Origin of the sequence: Paenibacillus litoralis (assembly GCF_046244365.1) — a bacterium.
Lineage (GTDB): Bacteria > Bacillota > Bacilli > Paenibacillales > NBRC-103111 > Paenibacillus_V.
Genome location: NZ_CP176395.1, coordinates 5,975,200 through 5,994,961, shown reverse-complemented (window position 1 = coordinate 5,994,961; position 19,762 = coordinate 5,975,200). Strand labels below are relative to the sequence as shown.

The 19,762-nt window shown below is 54.5% G+C and carries 12 protein-coding genes; 9 read left to right on the top strand and 3 right to left on the bottom strand.

Features of this window, described 5'->3' with window-relative positions:
* Window positions 1–16: 16 nt before the first annotated feature.
* From ACKGJP_RS25395 to nagZ, 3 genes are read left to right on the top strand one after another with little or no spacing between them, the layout of a single operon-like run.
* Complete coding sequence (locus ACKGJP_RS25395; RefSeq protein WP_409341574.1) at window positions 17–1,849, top strand: sensor histidine kinase; 1,833 nt, start codon at window positions 17–19, stop codon at window positions 1,847–1,849.
* Window positions 1,850–1,883: 34 nt separating this feature from the next.
* Window positions 1,884–3,518: a response regulator gene (locus ACKGJP_RS25390; protein WP_409341573.1), complete on the top strand. Its 1,635-nt coding sequence runs from the start codon at window positions 1,884–1,886 to the stop codon at window positions 3,516–3,518.
* A gap of 19 nt (window positions 3,519–3,537) precedes the next feature.
* Window positions 3,538–5,217, top strand: a complete 1,680-nt coding sequence (nagZ, locus tag ACKGJP_RS25385) for a beta-N-acetylhexosaminidase (RefSeq protein ID WP_409341572.1) — start codon at window positions 3,538–3,540, stop codon at window positions 5,215–5,217.
* A 1,223-nt stretch (window positions 5,218–6,440) separates the two neighbouring features.
* Here the strand turns inward: nagZ and ACKGJP_RS25380 are convergent.
* Together ACKGJP_RS25380 and ACKGJP_RS25375 are read right to left on the bottom strand one after the other, a co-directional pair.
* Complete coding sequence (locus tag ACKGJP_RS25380; protein ID WP_409341571.1) at window positions 6,441–9,044, bottom strand: GH116 family glycosyl-hydrolase; 2,604 nt, start codon at window positions 9,042–9,044, stop codon at window positions 6,441–6,443.
* A 240-nt stretch (window positions 9,045–9,284) separates the two neighbouring features.
* The gene (locus ACKGJP_RS25375; protein WP_409341570.1) at window positions 9,285–10,271 is read right to left on the bottom strand and encodes a LacI family DNA-binding transcriptional regulator; all 987 of its coding nucleotides are present in this window, start codon (window positions 10,269–10,271) and stop codon (window positions 9,285–9,287) included.
* A 227-nt stretch (window positions 10,272–10,498) separates the two neighbouring features.
* Here ACKGJP_RS25375 and ACKGJP_RS25370 point away from each other — a divergent pair, with 227 nt between their 5' ends.
* Genes ACKGJP_RS25370 through ACKGJP_RS25360 form a run of 3 tightly spaced genes read left to right on the top strand, consistent with a single transcriptional unit; the run spans window position 10,499 to window position 15,339 of the window.
* On the top strand, window positions 10,499–11,836 hold the full coding sequence (locus tag ACKGJP_RS25370) for an extracellular solute-binding protein (RefSeq protein WP_409341569.1): 1,338 nt from the start codon (window positions 10,499–10,501) through the stop codon (window positions 11,834–11,836).
* 28 nt (window positions 11,837–11,864) lie between these two features.
* Window positions 11,865–13,760 carry a sensor histidine kinase gene (locus ACKGJP_RS25365; protein WP_409341568.1) on the top strand — a complete coding sequence of 632 codons (1,896 nt, stop codon included), beginning with the start codon at window positions 11,865–11,867 and terminating at the stop codon, window positions 13,758–13,760.
* On the top strand, window positions 13,729–15,339 hold the full coding sequence (locus ACKGJP_RS25360) for a response regulator (RefSeq protein ID WP_409341567.1): 1,611 nt from the start codon (window positions 13,729–13,731) through the stop codon (window positions 15,337–15,339). The genes ACKGJP_RS25365 and ACKGJP_RS25360 overlap by 32 nt, the downstream gene beginning before the upstream one ends.
* A gap of 197 nt (window positions 15,340–15,536) precedes the next feature.
* Here ACKGJP_RS25360 and ACKGJP_RS25355 read toward each other — a convergent pair whose 3' ends face one another.
* Window positions 15,537–16,079: a GNAT family N-acetyltransferase gene (locus tag ACKGJP_RS25355; RefSeq protein WP_409341566.1), complete on the bottom strand. Its 543-nt coding sequence runs from the start codon at window positions 16,077–16,079 to the stop codon at window positions 15,537–15,539.
* 179 nt (window positions 16,080–16,258) lie between these two features.
* On the opposite strand from ACKGJP_RS25355, the gene ACKGJP_RS25350 reads away from it, so the two are divergent.
* The 3 genes from ACKGJP_RS25350 to ACKGJP_RS25340 all read left to right on the top strand — a co-directional run bounded on the left by ACKGJP_RS25350 (window position 16,259) and on the right by ACKGJP_RS25340 (window position 19,448).
* On the top strand, window positions 16,259–17,548 hold the full coding sequence (locus ACKGJP_RS25350; RefSeq protein ID WP_409341565.1) for an ABC transporter substrate-binding protein: 1,290 nt from the start codon (window positions 16,259–16,261) through the stop codon (window positions 17,546–17,548).
* Between the two features lie 135 nt (window positions 17,549–17,683).
* Complete coding sequence (locus tag ACKGJP_RS25345; protein WP_409341564.1) at window positions 17,684–18,601, top strand: carbohydrate ABC transporter permease; 918 nt, start codon at window positions 17,684–17,686, stop codon at window positions 18,599–18,601.
* Window positions 18,602–18,620: 19 nt separating this feature from the next.
* Window positions 18,621–19,448, top strand: coding sequence for a carbohydrate ABC transporter permease (locus ACKGJP_RS25340; protein WP_409341563.1), 828 nt, complete (start codon window positions 18,621–18,623; stop codon window positions 19,446–19,448).
* Window positions 19,449–19,762 lie beyond the last annotated feature (314 nt).

The window sequence follows — 19,762 nt, the reverse complement described above, 5'->3', positions numbered from 1 at the left end:
AGGAGCATGATGAGGAATGAGCCTTAAGAAAAAAATATTCGGAGCGTTCCTCATTTTCATCATCCTGCCTCTGCTTGCGTTAAGCTGGGGCAGCTTCACGCTTTCGCAAAGGCTGATCGAAACGAAATTCAGCGAGCAGAACGAGCTGACGCTCAAGGCGATCGGCCGGAACATCCGGTACGTCTTGAAGGAAGCGAATTATTTTTCGGACTATTATGCGATCATGCGAGGCGAAATTCAAGGGATTTACAAGGAAATGTACTGGCGTAGCCAGCCTACGGAGGAAAGAAACGAGCTGAATTCGTCGTTCGAGCGCAACATCCGGCAGACGGTGCTGACCTACCAGCCGATCGTATCCGTCGCGCTCTTCTCGAGCTCAGGCTCCTCCTACGCAGCCAGCAATTTGAATAAGCGGCTTATTTCGTTCGACAAATTGAAGGAAAGCCCCGTCTACGACGAGGTGCTCGCACGGAACGGGACTCCCAGATGGATCGGACCGACGGAGCGTCCCGAGCTCGGGCTCGAAGGCTCGTACTATTACCAGGTGCGCCTGGTCAAAGATTTTTATAATTTAGAGGATCGCGGCATCATGCTGCTTCAGGTTCAATTCGGCGAGCTGGAGAACATTTTTAATTTGTACAACACGGGCAGCTCCAGCAACAGGCGGTTTCTGCTGATGGGCCCCGACGGTCTTGTTCATTACGATAATAACAATCAGGAGCTGCAAGGGAAAAATTTATACCAGACGATCAAAGGCTCGCGAAAGCCGTCCCATTCGTTTGAAAGCGAAAAGCTGGAGTTCGGCGAAAAGCCGAGCATTGTGTCGTTCCAATCGCTCGAACTTGAGGATTTGGGCGCGGCCGGCTGGAGCGTCGTTTCGATAACGCCGCTTGACGATGTCAGCGGGCAGCTGACGACGGTGATGGGCTGGATTGCTTTTTTCCTGACGGTTATCCTTGGGTTTGCGTTTATATTTAATTTCGTGTTCGTCAATCGGATTATCCGGTTTATTTTACGAGTGGTAGGCGCAATGAAACGGGTGGAGCTCGGCGACTTGTCGATTCGCGTGAAGGCGCAGTCGGAGGACGAAACGTCCGTTCTGTCCAGAGGCTTCAACAGTATGGCGGAGCGGATCAGCGATCTTCTGAGCGAGATCAAGCGGGAGCAAGAGCGCAAGAACAAAGCCGAGCTTATGCTGCTCCAGGCCCAAATCAAACCGCATTTCCTGTTCAACACGCTGGAATCGATCAATATTTTGGCGGTGCAGAACGAAGGGCGCAAGGTCAGCCAGATGGTAAGGCGGCTCGGCAATATTTTGCGTATCAGCATCCATCACAAGGAAGAAATATCGGTCCGCCAGGAGCTGGAGCATTTAACCAGCTATATGGAAATTCAAAGCTACCGCTTCGAGGATTTGTTCGAATACGAGCTGGACGTTCCCGAGGAGCTTATGCACTATACGGTTCAGAAGCTGACGCTCCAGCCGCTTGTGGAAAACTGCATTCAGCACGGTTTCGAAGGGATCGAATATAAAGGTTTGATTCGGATCCGGGTCAGGCTGGAAGCGGGCAATCTCGTCTTCTATGTGGAGGATAACGGCATCGGTATTCCGCCGGAGCGGCTGACTGCGTTCCAGTATGCAACCGCGATGAACCAGTCGCTCTTGGATGCGAAGGTAACGTATCCGTTCGGGGAACGGCACGGTCTAGGCGTCAACAATGTCGCGGACCGGATACGGATTCATTTCGGACCCGGCTACGGTTTGCTGCTATGCAGCCGGCCGGGGCACGGTACGATCATCAAGTGCACGATACCGGCGATCGACGGAGAGGGGAAAGTGGCAGGATAGCGGCAAATACAGCTGTTGAATGAGGAGTGATGACATGTTGAAGGCACTCTTGGTGGACGATGAAATCAACATTTTGCGCAATCTGCAGAAGGTGATTCCGTGGGAGGAAATCGGCTTCGAGATCGTCGGGCTCGCCGGCAACGGGGTGAAAGCGCTGGAAATGGCCGAGGCGCATCAGCCGGATTTGGTGCTGTCCGATATTCGGATGCCGGTTATGGACGGAATTACGTTCGTGCAGAAGCTGCGCGAGCTGAACGGCGAATGCGAATGCGTCATGCTGACCGGCTATCAGGATTTCGAATATGCCCGCTCCGTCATGCGTTTCGGGGTCAAAGAATACATGCTCAAGCCGATCGATTACGAGGAGCTGGAACAAGTCGTCCGTAAAACGGCCGCGGCGATTCGGACCAAAAGGCAGGAGGCGAAGAGCGAGGCGCGCAAATGGGGCAGCGTCGTCAGCTTGGCTTACGAAAAAATATTGTACGACTTTCTGATGGACTATACGTCGGTGGCGGCGCATCCCCTGCTCGCGGCAGAGGAGCTGCAGCTGGAGGAGCTGGAATACGCTCTTCTGCTCGTCGATCTCGACCGGTACTCGCAGCTTTCGGTAGGTTGGAGCGAGAAGGAACGCAAGCTGTGGAATTTTGCCATTCGCAATGTGCTGCAGGAGGCGCTTGAGGATGAAAAGAAAAAATATGCGGTGCTGCAGATGCGAGAGGGCGAGTGGTGTCTGCTGATCGAGCATCCCGCAAGCGATGCGGCTTTCGGCGGCGGACAGGCGCTTCGTTGGGCGGAGCAGGTGCGGGAGGCGGTCAAGCAAAACGTGAAGCTGGGCGTCTGCGTCGGCATTAATCCGCGACTGGTAGCCGCGGGGCAATTGTCTGCAGCCTACAAGAGCGTTCAGCGCGCCGTCAGCTTGGCTCCGGGAGAAGGCCTGTTGATGGCGGCAGACGATGAGCTCGGCGTCTCGAAGGAGCCGGTCGATTTCCTGTGGAATCTCGTGGAGCGAATGGTATCGGGCTTGAAGCAATGCGACCGCAGCCATACCGAGGAAGCGCTGCAGAAGCTGAACCAGCACTTGAAGACGATTCCGGATGCTTCGCTGCTGCGGGTTCAGCAAATCTTGCATTTTCTCGTGCTTCATCTGCTGCGCGAAATGCGGGAGATGGATGTGCTCTCCCAGGCTGAAGAGGAATCGATTTGGGGCAAGCTCGGCCGCTGCGTAGGGTCGAAAGACTTGCTCGTCGTCATGAACGAGCTGATCAATCAATGCTTGCAGGTGGTCGTCGGCAAAAAATCGAGCGTGGTGCTTATGATTTCGGCGAAGGATTATATCGACAAAAGACTTTCGGCGGACCTCGGCATCGAGGAGGTAGCCGATTATTTAGGAATCAGCAGCAGCTATTTCAGCTTGCTCTTCAAGCAGCATTACGGCATCACGTTCGTGGAATACGTGACGAAGCTCCGGATGGAAACCGCCAAATCTCTGCTTGTGATGAGCGATCGAAGCGTCGCGCAAATCGGCGAAGCGGTCGGCTATCTGGAGCGCAGATATTTTACGAAGGTGTTCCAGAAATATACGGGCATGACGCCGTCGGAATACCGCGAAAGCAAGAAGCCGGCGATGGCCGGCAGCTTGGACGGCGGAGATGATCGTAAGCACGAATAGGCGAAGGAGGCAATCGGGTATGAAGCGCGACTGGAGCTTGCAGGAAAAGATCGGGCAGCTGGTCATGTGCGGCTTTCACGGAACGGTACCGTCCGCCCACATGGAAACCTTGATCCGGGATTACCGGATTGGCGGCGTTATTTATTTCCGCCGCAATGTGAGCGGCGTCCGCCAGATGGCGGCAATGTCGGCCGAGCTGCAGCAGCTGAACGAGGAAGCGGGCGCAACGCTGCCTCTCCTCGTGGCGATCGATCAGGAAGGAGGGATGGTCGCCCGGATCGACCGGGGCGTGACGCTTGTGCCCGGCAGCATGGCGCTTGGCGCCATCGGCGATCCGGCTGCGGCCTATGAAACGGCGAATATCAGCGGCAGCGAGCTTCGGGCGATGGGCATCAATATGAATTTCGCTCCATGCCTCGACGTGAACAGCAACCCGGATAACCCGGTTATCGGTATCCGTTCATACGGCGAAAATCCCGCTCTCGTAGGGGAACTTGGCTTGGCTGCGATCCGCGGCTTCCAGGATGCCGGCGTTGCGGCGACCGCCAAGCATTTTCCCGGGCATGGCGACACGGCGATGGATTCGCATCATGCCATGCCGGTGCTGGCCCATGACATGGAACGGCTGAACCGGGTGGAGCTGGCGCCGTTCCGGCAGGCGATCGAAGAGGGCGTCGCCGCGATTATGACGGCGCATGTTTTGTTTCCGGCGCTGGAGCCGGACGGGCGGCCGTCGACTTTGTCGCCGCACGTCATCGATGGGCTCCTGCGCGGGCAGCTCGGCTACGACGGCGTCGTCGTGACCGACTGCCTGGAGATGAACGCGATCGCCGGCACCATCGGCGTCGCGGAGGGCGCCGTACAGGCGGTCGAGGCCGGGGCTGACCTGATTCTGGTCAGCCACCGCTTCGACCGCCAACTTGCGGCGCTGGAGGCGCTGCGCGAAGCCGTGCTCAGCGGGCGCATCAGCGAAGTGCGCATCGACCGCTCGCTCGAGCGGCTTGCACGGCTGAAGCAGCGCCTGGCTGCGGCGCCGGGAGCTTCGCAGGAGGCCGGGGAGGCCTCCTGTGAAGCGGGCGAAGCCGGCGGCTCTGGCAGCAGCGGCGGCGCAGAGGAGCTGGCCGCGATCGGCTGCGCGGAGCGGCTGCGGGTCGCCCGCCGCGCCAGCGAGCGCAGCGTGACGCTCGTGAAGAGCGGAGGGCTGCTTCCGCTCGACCGCCGCGTGAAAACGTACGTAGTATGGACGGAGGTACGCGCGAACACGGAGGTCGAGGAAGTCATCCCGCAGGACGAAACGGCCGGCTATTACTTGAAGGCTGCAATGAACGAAGTGTTCGAGCAGCGGATCGGCACACAGCCGGACGAACGGGAGATCGAACGGGTTCTGGCCGAATCCGAAGGCTGCGGGCAAATCGTCTTCGTTACCTACAACGCTTCGTTCTCCTCCGGTCAGACACGTCTCGTACGGGAGCTGGCGGCTCGAGAAGGCGTCCGCCTTATCGTCGCAGCGGGCCGCAATCCTTTCGACCTGCTTGCGTTTCCGGAGGTCGGCGCTTACTTGGCTTGCTATGAAAATCGGCCGAATACGATGCGCGCGCTCGCGGCAATTTTGCTCGGTGAACTGCAGCCGCAAGGGAAGCTGCCGGTTTCGATCGGCGAGCGCTTTCCGTTCGGCTGGTCCGGTAAGCTGACGGATTGACGTGAAATGTGAAAAGAAGAGGCAATCTTATCGCTGGCCTTGAGCGCTTGCCGAACCTTGAGCGGCTCTCCAAAGAGACTGAGCGTCGGTTTATTGAATCGAGAGTGGCCGAATTCAACGGGGAAGACGAATGACGCAGTTTCCGAACGAAAGAAAACGTGCGGGGCGATTCAAGCATTAACTGTCCCGACATAGCAGAACGTAGTTGCGTATGAAAGGATGTTTTCCGACTAAAAATTGCCTCGTCTCACGTCAGGCGGAACGTAAGTACGCTATGTGCCGCGTTTTCCCTCTATGTCGAGTCGTTGAGGAACCACGATTCGCTATTCAGCCGTTCTGCGTTGAAATGCATTCCAAATAATGCGAATAAGGTCCAATAGTTCCGTATAACGTCGATAACCCTTCCGACATCCGGAAATAAGGCGTTGACGTTCCGCTACAAGATGAGGGGTTATATGTAATAGAGCGGGGCGACTTAAGAGTTTACTGTCCCACATTCAGTTGGAACGTAGGTAAGTACTTAAATTGTACGGGTCCGACTAGCAGTAACTCCGTCCCCATTAAGTATGTGATTCTCTTAAGGCCGCACTTAAGGCCGGTCCAACGTTAGGTGAAATGTAGACGATAATACCCTTCAAGAGACTGTCGATTCATTGCGTAGAATAGGCAATACTCCTCGATAGCGGATTTTGGAGGCCTTATTTGCCGACAAGTACCCCGCATCGGAATCATAGCGCCTTCTCGGGTCGTTATTTATCGCCAAATGTATCGATAGTAGTCCATTTTTACCCGATAACACCTCCAAAAACCGTTATTCCTTTATATTTATCTATTTTCCTTTACATAACGCCCTCAAAATCCGTTATGCAACAAATGAGGTATTAATATTTTGACTTATATTGTAAGAATGGCATGCTTCCTACACAATGAATCGACAGCCTCTTCAAACCGACTATTAGGCGTTATAGCCCTAAATGGCTTAATTCCGGTGTATTACACTCCGTCGATGAAAACAGGGAGCCGTGAAGACTCCCTTGATTTCACAGCATGGAGCCCTGCTCCAGAAAAAAGAGAGGCCTTCGCCGCGGTCTAATGACTGACGGGAAGGTCTCTCCGTTCCGACCATTTACTCCGGTTCGCACGCACGCGTTCGCACACACGCTTACCAAGCGGCCGATCGCCGCTTCAGCTTTGGCGAACAACTACCGCATCCACCTTATCGCCTACTCGAGCGTGATCAGCAACGAATGACCGGCATGCAGCCGAACGTTCGCGGGGAACGTAAGGAGGCCGTCATGCTGATTGCAGGCGAGCGGCTCCGAACCGATCGAGATCCCGCTTGTGTGCTGTCCTTTCATAAACGGCAGGTTCAAGCTACCGATCTCAAGGGCACCGTACAGCACGTTCAATTCGATCCGGCCTTCTCGCCGCTCGAACGTTCCCCAGCCGGAATCGAGCGACCAGAAGCTGCGGAAAGAATCGCCGTCCGAAATCGGATGGAAGCCGATTCGATTGGCCGTCATATCGTACTCGAAGCCGCTGAAGGCGAGCAGCAGCGCGTAGCTGGCCATCGATCGGGCATAGTTGCTTCCGCACTCGAATTCATTCCACGGATTTCGGCGTTCCCCGTCATACCTGTCGCGAATCGCTTCGACGATCTCCATGCCTTCGGCGACCAAGCCCTCCTGAATCATATGAATCGCCGCCTGATACTCGAAGCCGTTCATCGTTTCCTGGGCGTAGGTGAGCGGCACGGTCGGTTTAGCGGTTCCTTCCGGCCAGGTGCAGATCATCAACCCGGCTTCGTCGTTCAAGCTGTATAAGCGGCACGGATTGAAGACGTTGCGCATGCTTTTCTTGAAGTTATGGCGGTAAATGGATGCCAGCGACTTGCGGGTCTGCTCCGGATCGAATATTTCGCCCAAGCCGCACAGATTGGCATGCCACTGCGCCAAAACCTGGTCGATCACGCAGCCGTCCGCAACCTGGTATTTGATTTCCTTCGCTTCCTCGTTCCAGTAATCCCGTACGGCGCTCTCATCATAGGCTTCCAGAACGGAGCGGTCCTTCAAATCGACGATTTGGCCGTAATATTCACCTCCGAACAAATGTTCGTCCGTCCATTTTTTGCCCTTTGCAAAAAGCGACATATACGTCTTCGCCGTGCCCGCTTCTCCCAAATGACCGGCCATCTCGGCGCCCGCTTTGAGCGCCGCGAGATAGAACCCGTTCAACCAAGCGTTCGGACCGAACAATTCCATATCCAGCGTATGATGCTGCCGGCCTTCCAGCACGCCGTCGCGGTCGGCGTCCCAGCGGTCCTCGTTCGTTTCGGCCCATGCGAATTCGATCGACTTCTTGACGGCAGGCCAAATCGATCGGAGCCATTCGGTGTCGCCGGATAGTTTCCAATCTCGGTACGTTTTGATGACGCCGCCGAACTGTCCGTCCGCGCAGGCCCGGAATCCCGATGCCGATCTGCCGAGCGGAAGCTGCAACCGGAACGCCATTTTGCCGTCTTCACGGAAGTTGTACTTGTAATCCAGATCGCGCATGGACCGCTCCAGCTTCGGAAAAAGAAACGGCAGCGCGTACGCATAATTCCATACGTGGGTGCAGGAGCCTTCGCAACAGCCTTCATTGCAAATACAGCCCTCGAAGCCGTAGAACGAACCGTCCGGCAGACGCAGGCAGGTCGGCGATTTCAGGATCGAAATATTGGCCGATACGGCGTCGAGCGCTGCGGGAGGCAGGCTGGACGAGAACAGCGCATCCTTGAACAGCTTCGTATCGCCGTATAGCCGCTCCCAATTCCCGAGCGCATAGGCTGCGCTTTCGGTGGAATCGGAGAACAGTGTGGCGTAATAATTTTTCCACGTCGCCGGGTTCTCGGGCTTGCACGAGTCGTCGCTGCAGCCGCACGATTGCGGGTTCCAATAATTATGGCAGTTCGGGAAGCTCCAAGCGATGACGAAGCGGGCGTTTTGCTTCTCGCCGGGCTTGAGCTCGAAATGCGCGGCCAAAGAGCAGACGTCTTCCCCTTTTCCTTTGGTTGCGGCCGAGTCGTACATACGGTTCGCGAATTTGGCCGCCGTGGTGAAGTCCTTCCAGAAAATCTCCAGATTGTCGAACCAGCTGCCGCGGTACCAGTATTCTTGATAGCTGACGTCGTCCGCATCGGTGGCGATGCAGAGATCGCCGTATTCGGGAGCGCCGAAATCATGGCCGTGCGAAGACAGCTTAATCAGCTGAATCTTTCCGTTTTGCTTATAACGATGATAGCGTTTGTTATCCTGCATCGGGTTCGTCAGCGACAGGTTGACCGTATACGTAATCGTCCGCTCGGTCGTATTGCTCAGTTCGATGTCAAAAAAAGCGCCGGGAATGCTCGAATCCTTATCGTTAAGCGGAATGAACGGATTGAAGGCCGTCAGCTCGACTTCGCCCGGGAAGCAGTCGTCCACCGCATGCAACCGGGCGAAAGGGAATTCGCCGGTGAAGCGGGTATGCTGAAAGTGCGGAACGCCCGCCATGGTCGCCCGGTTCGGTCCGAAGCCGTAGCCGCCGTGTTTCCTCGTTTGAATATTGCCGATGTAAGAGGGATGCAGATCGCCGTTCAGCACGCGGGCGTCAAGCAGCTCGCCGTCCGCCTCCGCCTTCACCGCAAAGAAGCTGAAGCCGTTCTCGCTCTGCTTGCTGGGCCGGTTGAACATTTCCCAATCGATCAGTCTTCCGTTCCCGGCAAGACCGAGACTGCCCGTCCCGATGCCTCCCAGCGGGAAAGAAATTCCTTTCGTTCGGGCGCCTTCATATCGAAATCTGCTCATTGCCGCATGTCTCCTTTTAGAAATAAAATAGTAGACCGTTCACGTGAACGACTTTATATTAGCATATAGCCAAAAACAATGTAAACACCATTTCGTTCACGTGCACGATCCTCTTGCATTAAGATTCGCTTCATCCGAATCGACATAAAAAAAGTCTCCGGCCCTGGATACAGGAGGAGACTTTAAAGGCTTCCGGCGATTGTAGACAAGATTCGATTAGGATACCCTATCCGCTTGCTTTTAACAGGATTCGCCTTTTATGATTTGATGCTCGACCAGCGTGGTCGGGGGCACTTCCCGTCCTTCGATTCGACCGATCAAGCAGTCGATAAGCCGGTTGCCGATCGTTTCGAGGGAATATGATACCGTCGAGAGGGAAGGCGTCATATATTTCAGCGTTTCAATATTATCGAAGCCCATAAGCCCGGCATCTGCGGGCACCCGAATTCCTTTTTTCTTCAAATGGAGCCAAATGTTCAACGCATATTTGTCGCTTGTGCAGAAAATCGCTTTTCTCCTGCCGTTTGCTTTCAGGCGTCCTTCGATTTCTTCGACATATCCTTTATGATCGATAACATGGGAACGGATATGGCTAGCCTGTTCCAAGGCGTCTTGAAAACCCGCGAACCGCTGTTCTACGGCGTATACGTTCGTTTGGCCGCGCAAAGACAAGGGTGGGCAGACGTAGATGATCTCCTCGTAACCCTTTGCCGCCAGCAGCGTGACGGCGTCCCGCACGGCTTTCCGGTCATCGATCCATACGTGGGGAACGGTTCCGGATATCCGGTTTCCGAAAGTGACGACGGGAATGTTCAGCTTCTGAATGAACTGCTCGAAAGTCGCGCCGGTATTCACGGAAAGCAGAATGATGCCGTCCATTTTCCGATCCGCCAAATGGTGCAAGCATTCCTTCTCGATATCCGGATTTTTGTTCGTAAGCGTCAGGTTCAGAAAGTAGCCCGCTTCTCTTGCCCGGGATTCGACGGCATGGATGAGCTGCGGAAACAGCTGATTGTTGATGTCGAATATGACTGCTCCGATCGACATCGTCCTGCCTCTAACAAGACTTTGGGCGAGAAAATGAGGCCGGTACCCCAGCTGCCGGGCGGTCTCCAAAACTTTTTGCTTCGTGGCCTCGTTCACCCCTGGGCGATTATTCAGGGCGCGGTCTACGGTACCTCTGGAAACGCCGCATATCTCCGCGATTTCTTTGCTGGTAATACTCATCCGTTTCACCTTTGTACATAAGAATGTATTTCATGCCTGCTATCATACCATTTTTGAGAAGGCGAAGTAAGAGACGTTCACGTGAACGCCTCAGGATATCGATAAGAGCCGCACGTTCCTCCCGGCGTTTTGTATCGGGTAGGTTTCGGTCATGATTTGGATTATAATGAAAGATAAAAATCGTGTAAGCGATTTAATGAACGTATCCCGTCGGAGGTCGAATGCTGATGAAAATCGTTTCCGTAGCGCATGCTGCAACATTGACTGCTCTCGCCATTACGCTAACAAGCTGCGGTAATAAGGATTCGAATCCCTCCGGATCCGCACAGTCTGCGACCCCGCCCGTCAAAACGGAAAATTTCTCGATCACGCTGCGCCATACGCAGGTGAAAGACACGCAGCAGACGCGGTTCGATATGCTGCAGGACGTTGTGAAGGCGACCGAAACGGCGGTTCCGGGACTAAAAATCGAGCTGGACGGCGTTGAAGATACCGTTAACCGCGACACGACGCTGAAAGCCGAAATGGCGACAGGCAGTCCGCCCAAAATTTTCGACCTGTTCGGCGGTACCGATACGAAAAACTATGTAAAAGCCGATCGGCTGCTCGATTTGACGCCGATTTTGCAGGAGCTCGGGCTGCGCGAGCATTTTATTAGTCTCGACGAGTTCACGGTGGACGGGAAAGTATATGGTTTGCCTATGGCGGGCTATGTGGAAGGCGTCTATTACAACAAAGCGATATTTCGCAAGCTGAACGCGAGCGTGCCCGCAACGTGGGACGAATTTCTCGGCGTTTGCGACCTGGTCAAAAGAAGCGGCTATACGCCGTTGGCGTTAGCCTCCAAGGAAGGCTGGGCGCCGCTTATGACCGCAAACTACATGTGGGTGCGGCTGGCGGGAGCCGATTCGGTGGCAGGCTTCGTTTCGGGCTCCAAAAAGTGGAACGACTCGGAGGTAGTCGAAGCGTTTACCAAGTATGATTTGCTGCTGAAAAACGGATACATGCAGGCAAACAGCCTGGCTTTAAAATATTTGGAACAGGCGGGGCCGTTTATGTCCGGACAAGCCGCGATGATGGTGGACGGCAGCTGGGCGAATTCGCCGCTCATCGATCCGGGTGTTTCCAAAATCGCGGACGACGTCGGATTTTTTCCTTTTCCCGATATGAACGGGCCGGGGGACGGTCTCATCATGGGCGGATATTCGAACGGTTACGGCTTCTCCAAAGAGCTGAACGAACGGCAATTGTCCGCCGTTAAGCAGTTTATCGTACAAATGTTCAACGAGAAGATGCAAAAGCGCCAGCTTCTTGAAGCCGGGATGCTGCCGTCTATGAAGCTGACCGACTTGAGCGGCGTGAAGCCGATTATTCAGGAAATACTGAATGTCGTCAACAACGCGAAGGGCGTATTCCCCGCCCACGACGCCGTCGTGCAGCAGAAGGTGAAGGAGGCCGTCGAGCGCGGCATCCAGGAGCAAATCGGCGGCAGAACCGGTCCCCGTCCGATGCTCGATATGGTGCAAAGCGTACAAGAGGCGGCAAACAGAACGAAGCCGCAATAGAGGCGAACATATTTAGGGGCGAATCCGCGTGAGTTTGAACAAGAAAATGTTTTTTGCGTTTATGGCCTTCATCATTGCGCCGCTCTTCGTGCTGGGCCTCGTCAGTTATTATTCCTCCCAGCAGCTGATCGAGAAAAAGTACGGCGAGCAAACGGAGCTCACGCTGAAGGCGATCGGCCGCAACGTAACGTATGTGTTCAAAGAAGCCAATTACTTCTCCGACTTCTGGATGGTGAAATCCGATATCCAGAACATCTTTCACGGCTTGAACGAAGGCGACGGGAGCAGAGAAGGCTCCGCCGTTCACCTGGTGGAGTACGAAAGCGAATTGCGCAGAACGCTGCTGACGTATGCGCCGATTCAATCCGTAACGCTGTATGGGACAGGCGGCCAAACCGTTCACGCCGGGCGCGGCGTCACGCGGATGATCCCGTATGAAAAGCTGAACGGAAGCGCGCTTTACGCCGAAGCGGTGAAAAGGAACGGCGTTCCCAAATGGATCGGGCCGGCCGAGGCGAAGCCGATTGCCGGGGAAGGACGCGATTTTTTTCAGCTACGCGTTGTGAAGGATTACTATACGTTCGATACGATCGGCCTGATGGTCGTCCGGTTTCGTTTCAGCGAGCTGGAGCGCATCTTCGACTCGTATTTCCCGCTGGACGATTCCATTCACCGGTATTTGATCGCCAAGGATGACGGTACGATCCTGTTCGACAGCCGCCGCACGCTCGAAGGCAGCGACTTGCTGTCGCTCGTTTCCAAATCATTCGATCTGTCCAAACCCATCGATAGCACGAAGTCGGAGGTGGACGGGACGGAGACGATCGTTTCGCATGCCCGGCTGGATATGGAGGAGCTCGGCATCCCGGATTGGAAGCTCGTCTTCTTTACGCCTTGGGAGGCGGTTTCGGGGGAGCTTACGGCCATCATGCGCTGGGTCGCGCTCATCACGCTGTTATGCATCGGCAGTGCGCTCATTTTCAACCTCGTGTTCGTCCGCAACATCATCCAATTTATTCTTCGGATCGTCGGCTCGATGAGACGGGTGGAACGGGGCGATTTGAGCGTCCGTGTGGCGCACCGGGGCGATGACGAGACGTCGGTGTTGGCTCATGGCTTCAACAGCATGACGGAGCGTATCGAAGGGCTGCTTGAGGAGGTCCGGGTGCAGCAAGACCGCAAAAACAAGGCGGAGCTGATGCTGATGCAGGCTCAGATCAAGCCGCATTTTTTGTTCAATACGCTGGAGTCGATCAATGTGATGGCGATTCAGAACAAAGGCAAAAAGGTCAGCCAAATGGTCCATCAGCTCGGCAATCTGCTTCGCATCAGCATGCACCCGAAGGAAGAAATCCCGCTAAAGCAGGAGCTTGACCATCTTAAGAGCTATTTGGACATCCAGAAGTTCCGGTTCGAGGATTGCTTCGATTACGAGATCGGCATCCCTTCGTCCTTGCTGGCCTATCCGATCTTGAAGCTGACGCTTCAGCCGCTGGTGGAGAACAGCATTCAGCATGGCTTCGAGGGGATCGGCTATATGGGACACATCCGGATTTACGCCGAGGAGGAAGAGGACCGGTTCTCGTTGTTCGTCGAGGACAACGGTCTCGGCATCGCGCCAAGCCGGCTGGCGGCATTCCGTTATCACGCGGACCGGGACGACACGGAGGGAGCGGAGTCCGGAAGTCCGCAAGCTGCCGGGTTTGCAGGGGGAGCCGCTTTTCCTGAAGGGGAACGGATGGCCAGGGGAGAACGGAACGGACTCGGATTAAGCAACGTAGCCGACCGCATCCGCATTCATTACGGCTTACGCTACGGCCTTTTCCTATGCAGCGAACCCGGGAAGGGAACGGTCGTCAAATGTGTGATACCCAAAAGAGGGGGCGAGCAGGTTGCGGCTCAAAGCGCTGCTGGTGGACGATGAACCGAATATATTGCGCAATCTGGAGGCCGTTATCCCTTGGGAGGAGCTGGCGTTCGAGGTCGTAGGGCTTGCGCGCAACGGGCTTCAGGCGCTGGATATCGTGAAGGAGCACGGTCCGGATTTAATCTTAAGCGACATCCGCATGCCCGGAATGGACGGCATCCGGTTTATCGAGGAGCTTCGCTCCTTTAACGAACATGCCGAGGTGCTGATGATTACCGGGTATCAGGAGTTCGAGTACGCGAGGTCGCTGCTTAAGCTCGGCGTCAGCGATTATATCGTCAAGCCGATCGATTACGAGGAGCTGGCGGCGACGATCGGCAAGCTCGGAGAACGCATCCGCATGAAGAAGCGGAATAAGCAGCAGCGGAATAAACGATGGACAAGCGTGGCGAATCTCGCTTACGAAAAAATATTGCATGACGTCATGCGCAACTATGCTTCGGTTCATCCTCTCTACGTGATGGCCGAGGAGGAAGCCGATCTGGAGCAGTTCCGTTATGCCGTGCTGCTGGTCGATCTGGACCGGTATTCCCAGCTGTCGCTCGGCTGGAACGACAAGGAGCGGAAGCTGTGGAGCTTTGCGGTGCGCAATGTGCTGCAGGAGGCGCTGTCCGTCTGGTCGCTCCGTTATGTGGTGCTGCAAATGCGGGAAGGCGAATGGTGCGTCCTCGTGGAGCGCGACAAGGAAGCGTCTCCGCCCGAGACGGAGGATACGCTGCGGTGGGGCGAGCGGCTGCAGCAGGAGGTTGCAAGCAATGTCAAGCTATCGGTCAGCGTCGTCGCCTATCCCGGACAGGTGCAGATCGGTGAGCTCGCCAATGTGTACAAAAAGCTGCAGCGATCGATTCAGCTCGGAAAATCGCAGCCGAAGGCAATGCTCGTCAGCGAAGAAACGAAGGACGAGTCCGGCGCCGGCGAATCGCTATGGAATTTGACGGAGGATCTTGTGGCGGGACTCAAGCAGAACGACCGCAACAAAACGGAAAAGGCGCTGCTCAGGCTGGGTCCAATCATCCGTTCGGTGTCGGAGCAGTCGATCGAGCGCGTGATGCCGATCCTGCATTTTGTGGCGCTTCACCTGCTCCGGGAAATGAGGGAAATCCGGTCGATCGCGGGCGAGGCCGAGGAGCAAATATGGCGCAAGCTCGATCAGGTGCAGAGCATCTCCGACCTGATCGACATCGTTAACGAGATAACCCGCCGCAGCCTCGAATCGGCATCCAAAAAGAAAACGAGCGAAACGCTTATGGTGGCGGCGCAGGATTATATGCAGCGTCAGCTCGGCAGCGACTTCGGTACCCAGGACATCGCCGATTTCCTCGGCATCAGTCCCAGCTATTTCAGTTTATTGTTCAAGCAAACGTTCGGCGAAACGTTCCTGGAGCATCTGACCAAGTTGCGCATCGAGCAGGCGAAGTCCCAGCTGCTGCTTACGGACAAAAGCGTGGCGCAAATCGGTCAAGCCGTCGGCTTTGCGGAGCGCCGCTACTTCACGAAAGTATTCCAGAAGCATACCGGCGAGCTGCCGTCGGACTACAGGGATAAGCGGAAGGGGACGGGAGCGGGGCAGGAATGAACGGTCCGCGCGGGGGGGCTGCAAAGGAACTTCGCTATTGGCCGCCTTTGAAATCGTGTTATTATCGCAAAACAAGTTCAATGAAACACGATTTCAAGAGCGGTTGAAAGCCGCCCCTACCTATTCCCTCCGACACGCACAAACGTAGAGCCATGCACCAAAGGACCGTCCGTGATTTCCGGACGGTTTTTCTTATTTTACTTCCAGCCATCACATTCATTTTTCAACAGCCCAAAAACGTATTCATCGTAGTGTTGTCCATTTGTAAAAATCATCTTTCGAAGCTTCCCTTCTTGTGTAAAGCCAAGATGCTCTTGCAATCTAATGGAGCTTTCGTTGAAAGCATAAATATGCGCCGTTACTTTCTCATAACGCAATTCATTAAAAAAATAACGGAGCAAGATTTTCACAGCGTCCGATGCATAGCCATTCCGCCAATTTCTGCGAAAAATAGCCACGCCATACTTAAAAGTTCCATTTCGGGCATCACAGCTATGGGAATTGATACTTCCTACTAATTCTCCATCGAGAGTTTCGACAGCAAGCATAATATTGTCCCCATCCGCCCCTTTAGAGGCTTGATGTTCCGCCCACGACTTCGTTCCTGCTTCTGATCTTGGAAAGTATACGGCATCCGATGATCGGGCTCCCTCCGAATCCTGATCATTTTCATGAAACTTCATCCAATCATCGGGTACGATTGCCCGTAATCTGACTTTTTTGCCTTCCCAAATGTTCAACGCCTTCCACCCTTTCCGTAATAAAGAGGATTCCCTCGCATGCCTTTATGGAATAGTTTACAGCAAAAACCTGCGGTTCATAAGGAAAGATTCACTAGTACGAGAACTTTCTCGGCGCATAAATCCGGAACGGGAGGAGAAATCTAATTGCGAAAATCCTTAACAAGGGAGGAAAGATCGTGAAACGAAAATGGCTGACTGCCGCGCTGGCTCTTACTGTGGTCGTGCTTCCCGCTTGCGCCAAAAAGACGGAGCAGGGAGCTTCCCCTTCCCCAGGCGGCACGACGGAAACAGGCAAGCAGGTTACGCTGAAATATGCGCTATGGGGGCAGGCGCAAATTCCGGCTATGGAAGAGATCATCGCGAAATTCAAGACGACGCATCCGAACATCAACGTGACGATTGAGCATACGCCGTACAAGCAATATTTTCAGAAGATGGAGACGGCGGCGATCGGCGAAAATTTGCCCGACGTGCTATGGATCAACGGCCCGAACATTATCAAATACGCCGCGAACGGGCAGCTAATGGACATTACGGGGAAAATATCGCAAGACAAACTCGACATGGGCAACTACCCGGCTTCCCTGGTTCAGCTCTACACGGTCAATGGCAAAAACTACGGGGTGCCCAAGGACTACGATACGATCGGTTTATGGTATAACAAAAAAATGTTCGATGCAGCCGGCGTGAAGTATCCCGATGCCAACTGGGACTGGAATACGCTCGTCGATGCGGCCAAAAAGCTGACCGATCCGTCCAAAGGGGTATGGGGCATCGCGGCGGCGCTGGACGGTCAGGGCGGCTATTACAACACGATTCCGCAGGCGGGCGGTTATGTCATATCCGAAGACAAAAAGACTTCCGGCTACGACAAGCCGGAGGCGATTCAAGGCCTCAAGTTTTGGACGGATTTGATCCATGTGCACAAAGTGTCCCCAACGCTGGCCCAAATGACCGATTCCTCCCCGCTTAGCATGTTTCAATCCGGGAAGGTGGCGATGTTCTACGACGGGTCTTGGAGCGCGCTCGATTATTCCAAGAACGAATACACGAAGGATAAAGTCGACGTAGCCGTTTTGCCGAAGAACAAGCAGCAAGCGGTCGTCATCCACGGCCTCGGCAACGTGATTGCCGCCAAAACGAAGTACCCTAACGAAGCATGGGAATTTCTGAAATTTCTCGCTTCCAAGGAAGCGGCGGATATACAAGCCAAAACCGGCGCCGTTATTCCGGCGTTCAACGGGACGCAAGACGCCTGGGTCAAATCGATGCCGAACTTCAATTTGAAGGCCTTCATCGATATGGTCGGTTATTCGAAGCCGTATCCGGCCTCCAAAGACACGGCGAAGTGGAACACGCTCGAGACCGATATCTTGCAGAAGGCATGGTCGGGCGAAATGAAAGTCGAAGAAGCGGCCAAACAGCTCGGTCAAAAAATGAACGAAGCGCTAGCGCAGGAAAAATAGGCGTTCCGACCGGCTCTCGCTCATGTGCAGGGCCGGTTTTTTAGAAGAGTGCATTCCCTGCAACGCGTCTTTGGAAGGAAACGGGTCGTCCTTAGAAATAGACGAAGCCGTTTATGCTTGAACGGAGGAATCCATATGCGTACATCGGCAGATGCCGGACAATCGGCCAAAAAAAGAAAATCCATTACGACGAAGGACTGGTTTTGGGGCTATGTCATGATTGCGCCGCTTATGATCGGGCTGCTCGTGTTTTACATATGGCCGGTCGTGCAAACCTTTTTCTACACGTTCACCGATTGGGGCGCATTCGGCAATTACACATGGGCGGGACTCGATAATTACAAGAAGCTCGGCGACGACCCGTCGCTCCTGAGGGCGTTTCGCAATACGCTTATTTACATCATCAGCATGGTGCCGATCAGCATTTTCTTGTCGATCCTGATCGCCACGCTGTTGAATCAGAAAATTAAAGGATTGACGATTTACCGGACGATTTATTTTTTGCCGGTCGTAACGATGCCCGCCGCCGTGGCGATGGTATGGAAGTGGCTGTACAACGCCGATTACGGCTTGATCAATTACGCGCTAAGCTTTATCGGCATCAAAGGGCCGAAGTGGCTGACGGATCCGAATATCGCGTTGTTCTCGGTCGTCATCGTAGCGGTCTGGAGCTCAATCGGCCATAACATGGTCATTTTCCTGTCGGGCCTGCAAGGCATATCGTCTTCCTACTACGAGGCGGCTGAAATCGACGGGGCGGGGCCGTTTACGAAGTTTTTCCAGATTACGCTTCCGCTCCTGTCGCCGACGATTTTCTTCGTCGCGGTTCTCGGTCTGATCAATGCCTTCCAGGTGTTCGACATCATCTTCCTGATGGTCGGAAACATTACGATCGAGGCGACGCAATCCGTCGTGTATTTGTTCTTCAAATATGCGTTCATGCTGAATCAGAAGGGCTATGCGGCGACGGTGGCAGTTGTGCTGTTCGCCATCATTATGATTGTGACATATGTCCAGATGAAGCTTCAGAAGAAATGGGTTCATTACGAATAGCGTTAGGGAGGGATGCGGCATGGGTGCGAAACCATTCAACCGAGGAAAGGCGATCGTGCATCTCATTCTTGTGCTGGGCGCGATCGTCATGGTCGTTCCGTTTATTTGGATGCTGCTTACGAGCGTCAAATCGCTGGGAGAATCGACGCAAATTCCGCCGGTTATTTTCCCGAAAACGTTCCGCTGGAGCAATTACTCCAATGTCATCGACGCGCTGCCGTTCTTGACGTTTTACTGGAATACGATCGTCACGACGGTCGCCAAAACGATCGGACAGCTGATCTTCTGCGCGCTGGCGGCGTATGCGTTCGCACGGCTGGAGTTCCCGGGACGAAACTTCTTGTTTCTGCTGATGCTGTCCGTGCTCATGGTGCCGGGACAAGTGTTTATCATTCCGCAGTACATGATCATGAAGCATCTCGGGTGGCTGAACTCGCTGCAAGCGCTGATCGTGCCGGGTTTGTTCAGCGCGTTCGGGACGTTCCTGCTGCGGCAGTTTTTCATGACGATGCCGAAGGAGATGGAGGAGGCGGCCAAGCTTGACGGCTGCAACCAGTTTACGATCTTCTGGCGGATCATGCTGCCGCTGGCGAAATCGGGGCTCGTGGCGTTGGCGATTTTTACGATACTGTGGTCGTGGAACGACTTGATGTGGCCGATGATCGTCAACAATTCGCCGGAAAAAATGGTGCTGTCCGTCGGTCTCGCCTCTTTGCAGGGGGAGCATACGACGGATTATCCGACGATGATGGCCGGGTCGGTGCTGGCGATATGGCCGATGATCGTGTTGTTCCTGGTGTTCCAGCGGTCGTTTATCGAGGGGATTGCTTTGACGGGCTCGAAGTAGGGTTATCAAGGAGAATTCGGTGACTACGCACGATATAACGGCCTCCTGCCTTCCATTGAATCCGCGTTCCTATGATTAGGGTTTAAGGTTGAACGCGAATTCAAAAGTCGGCCCGTAAACTATCCGACCGTTATATCATGCTCCGCCCGCTCATTCTCCTAAAGTAATTCCCGATCATCGGCCATTGGAGGAAAGTATATAAAAACTCCCGGCAGGAAATATTCTGCCGGGGGCTCATGATCATATGATGTGGCCTATTTAGGCCACTTTAGTAGGGCCTAAGCGCTAGTGCAGGCGTATGCGTATAGAGCGGC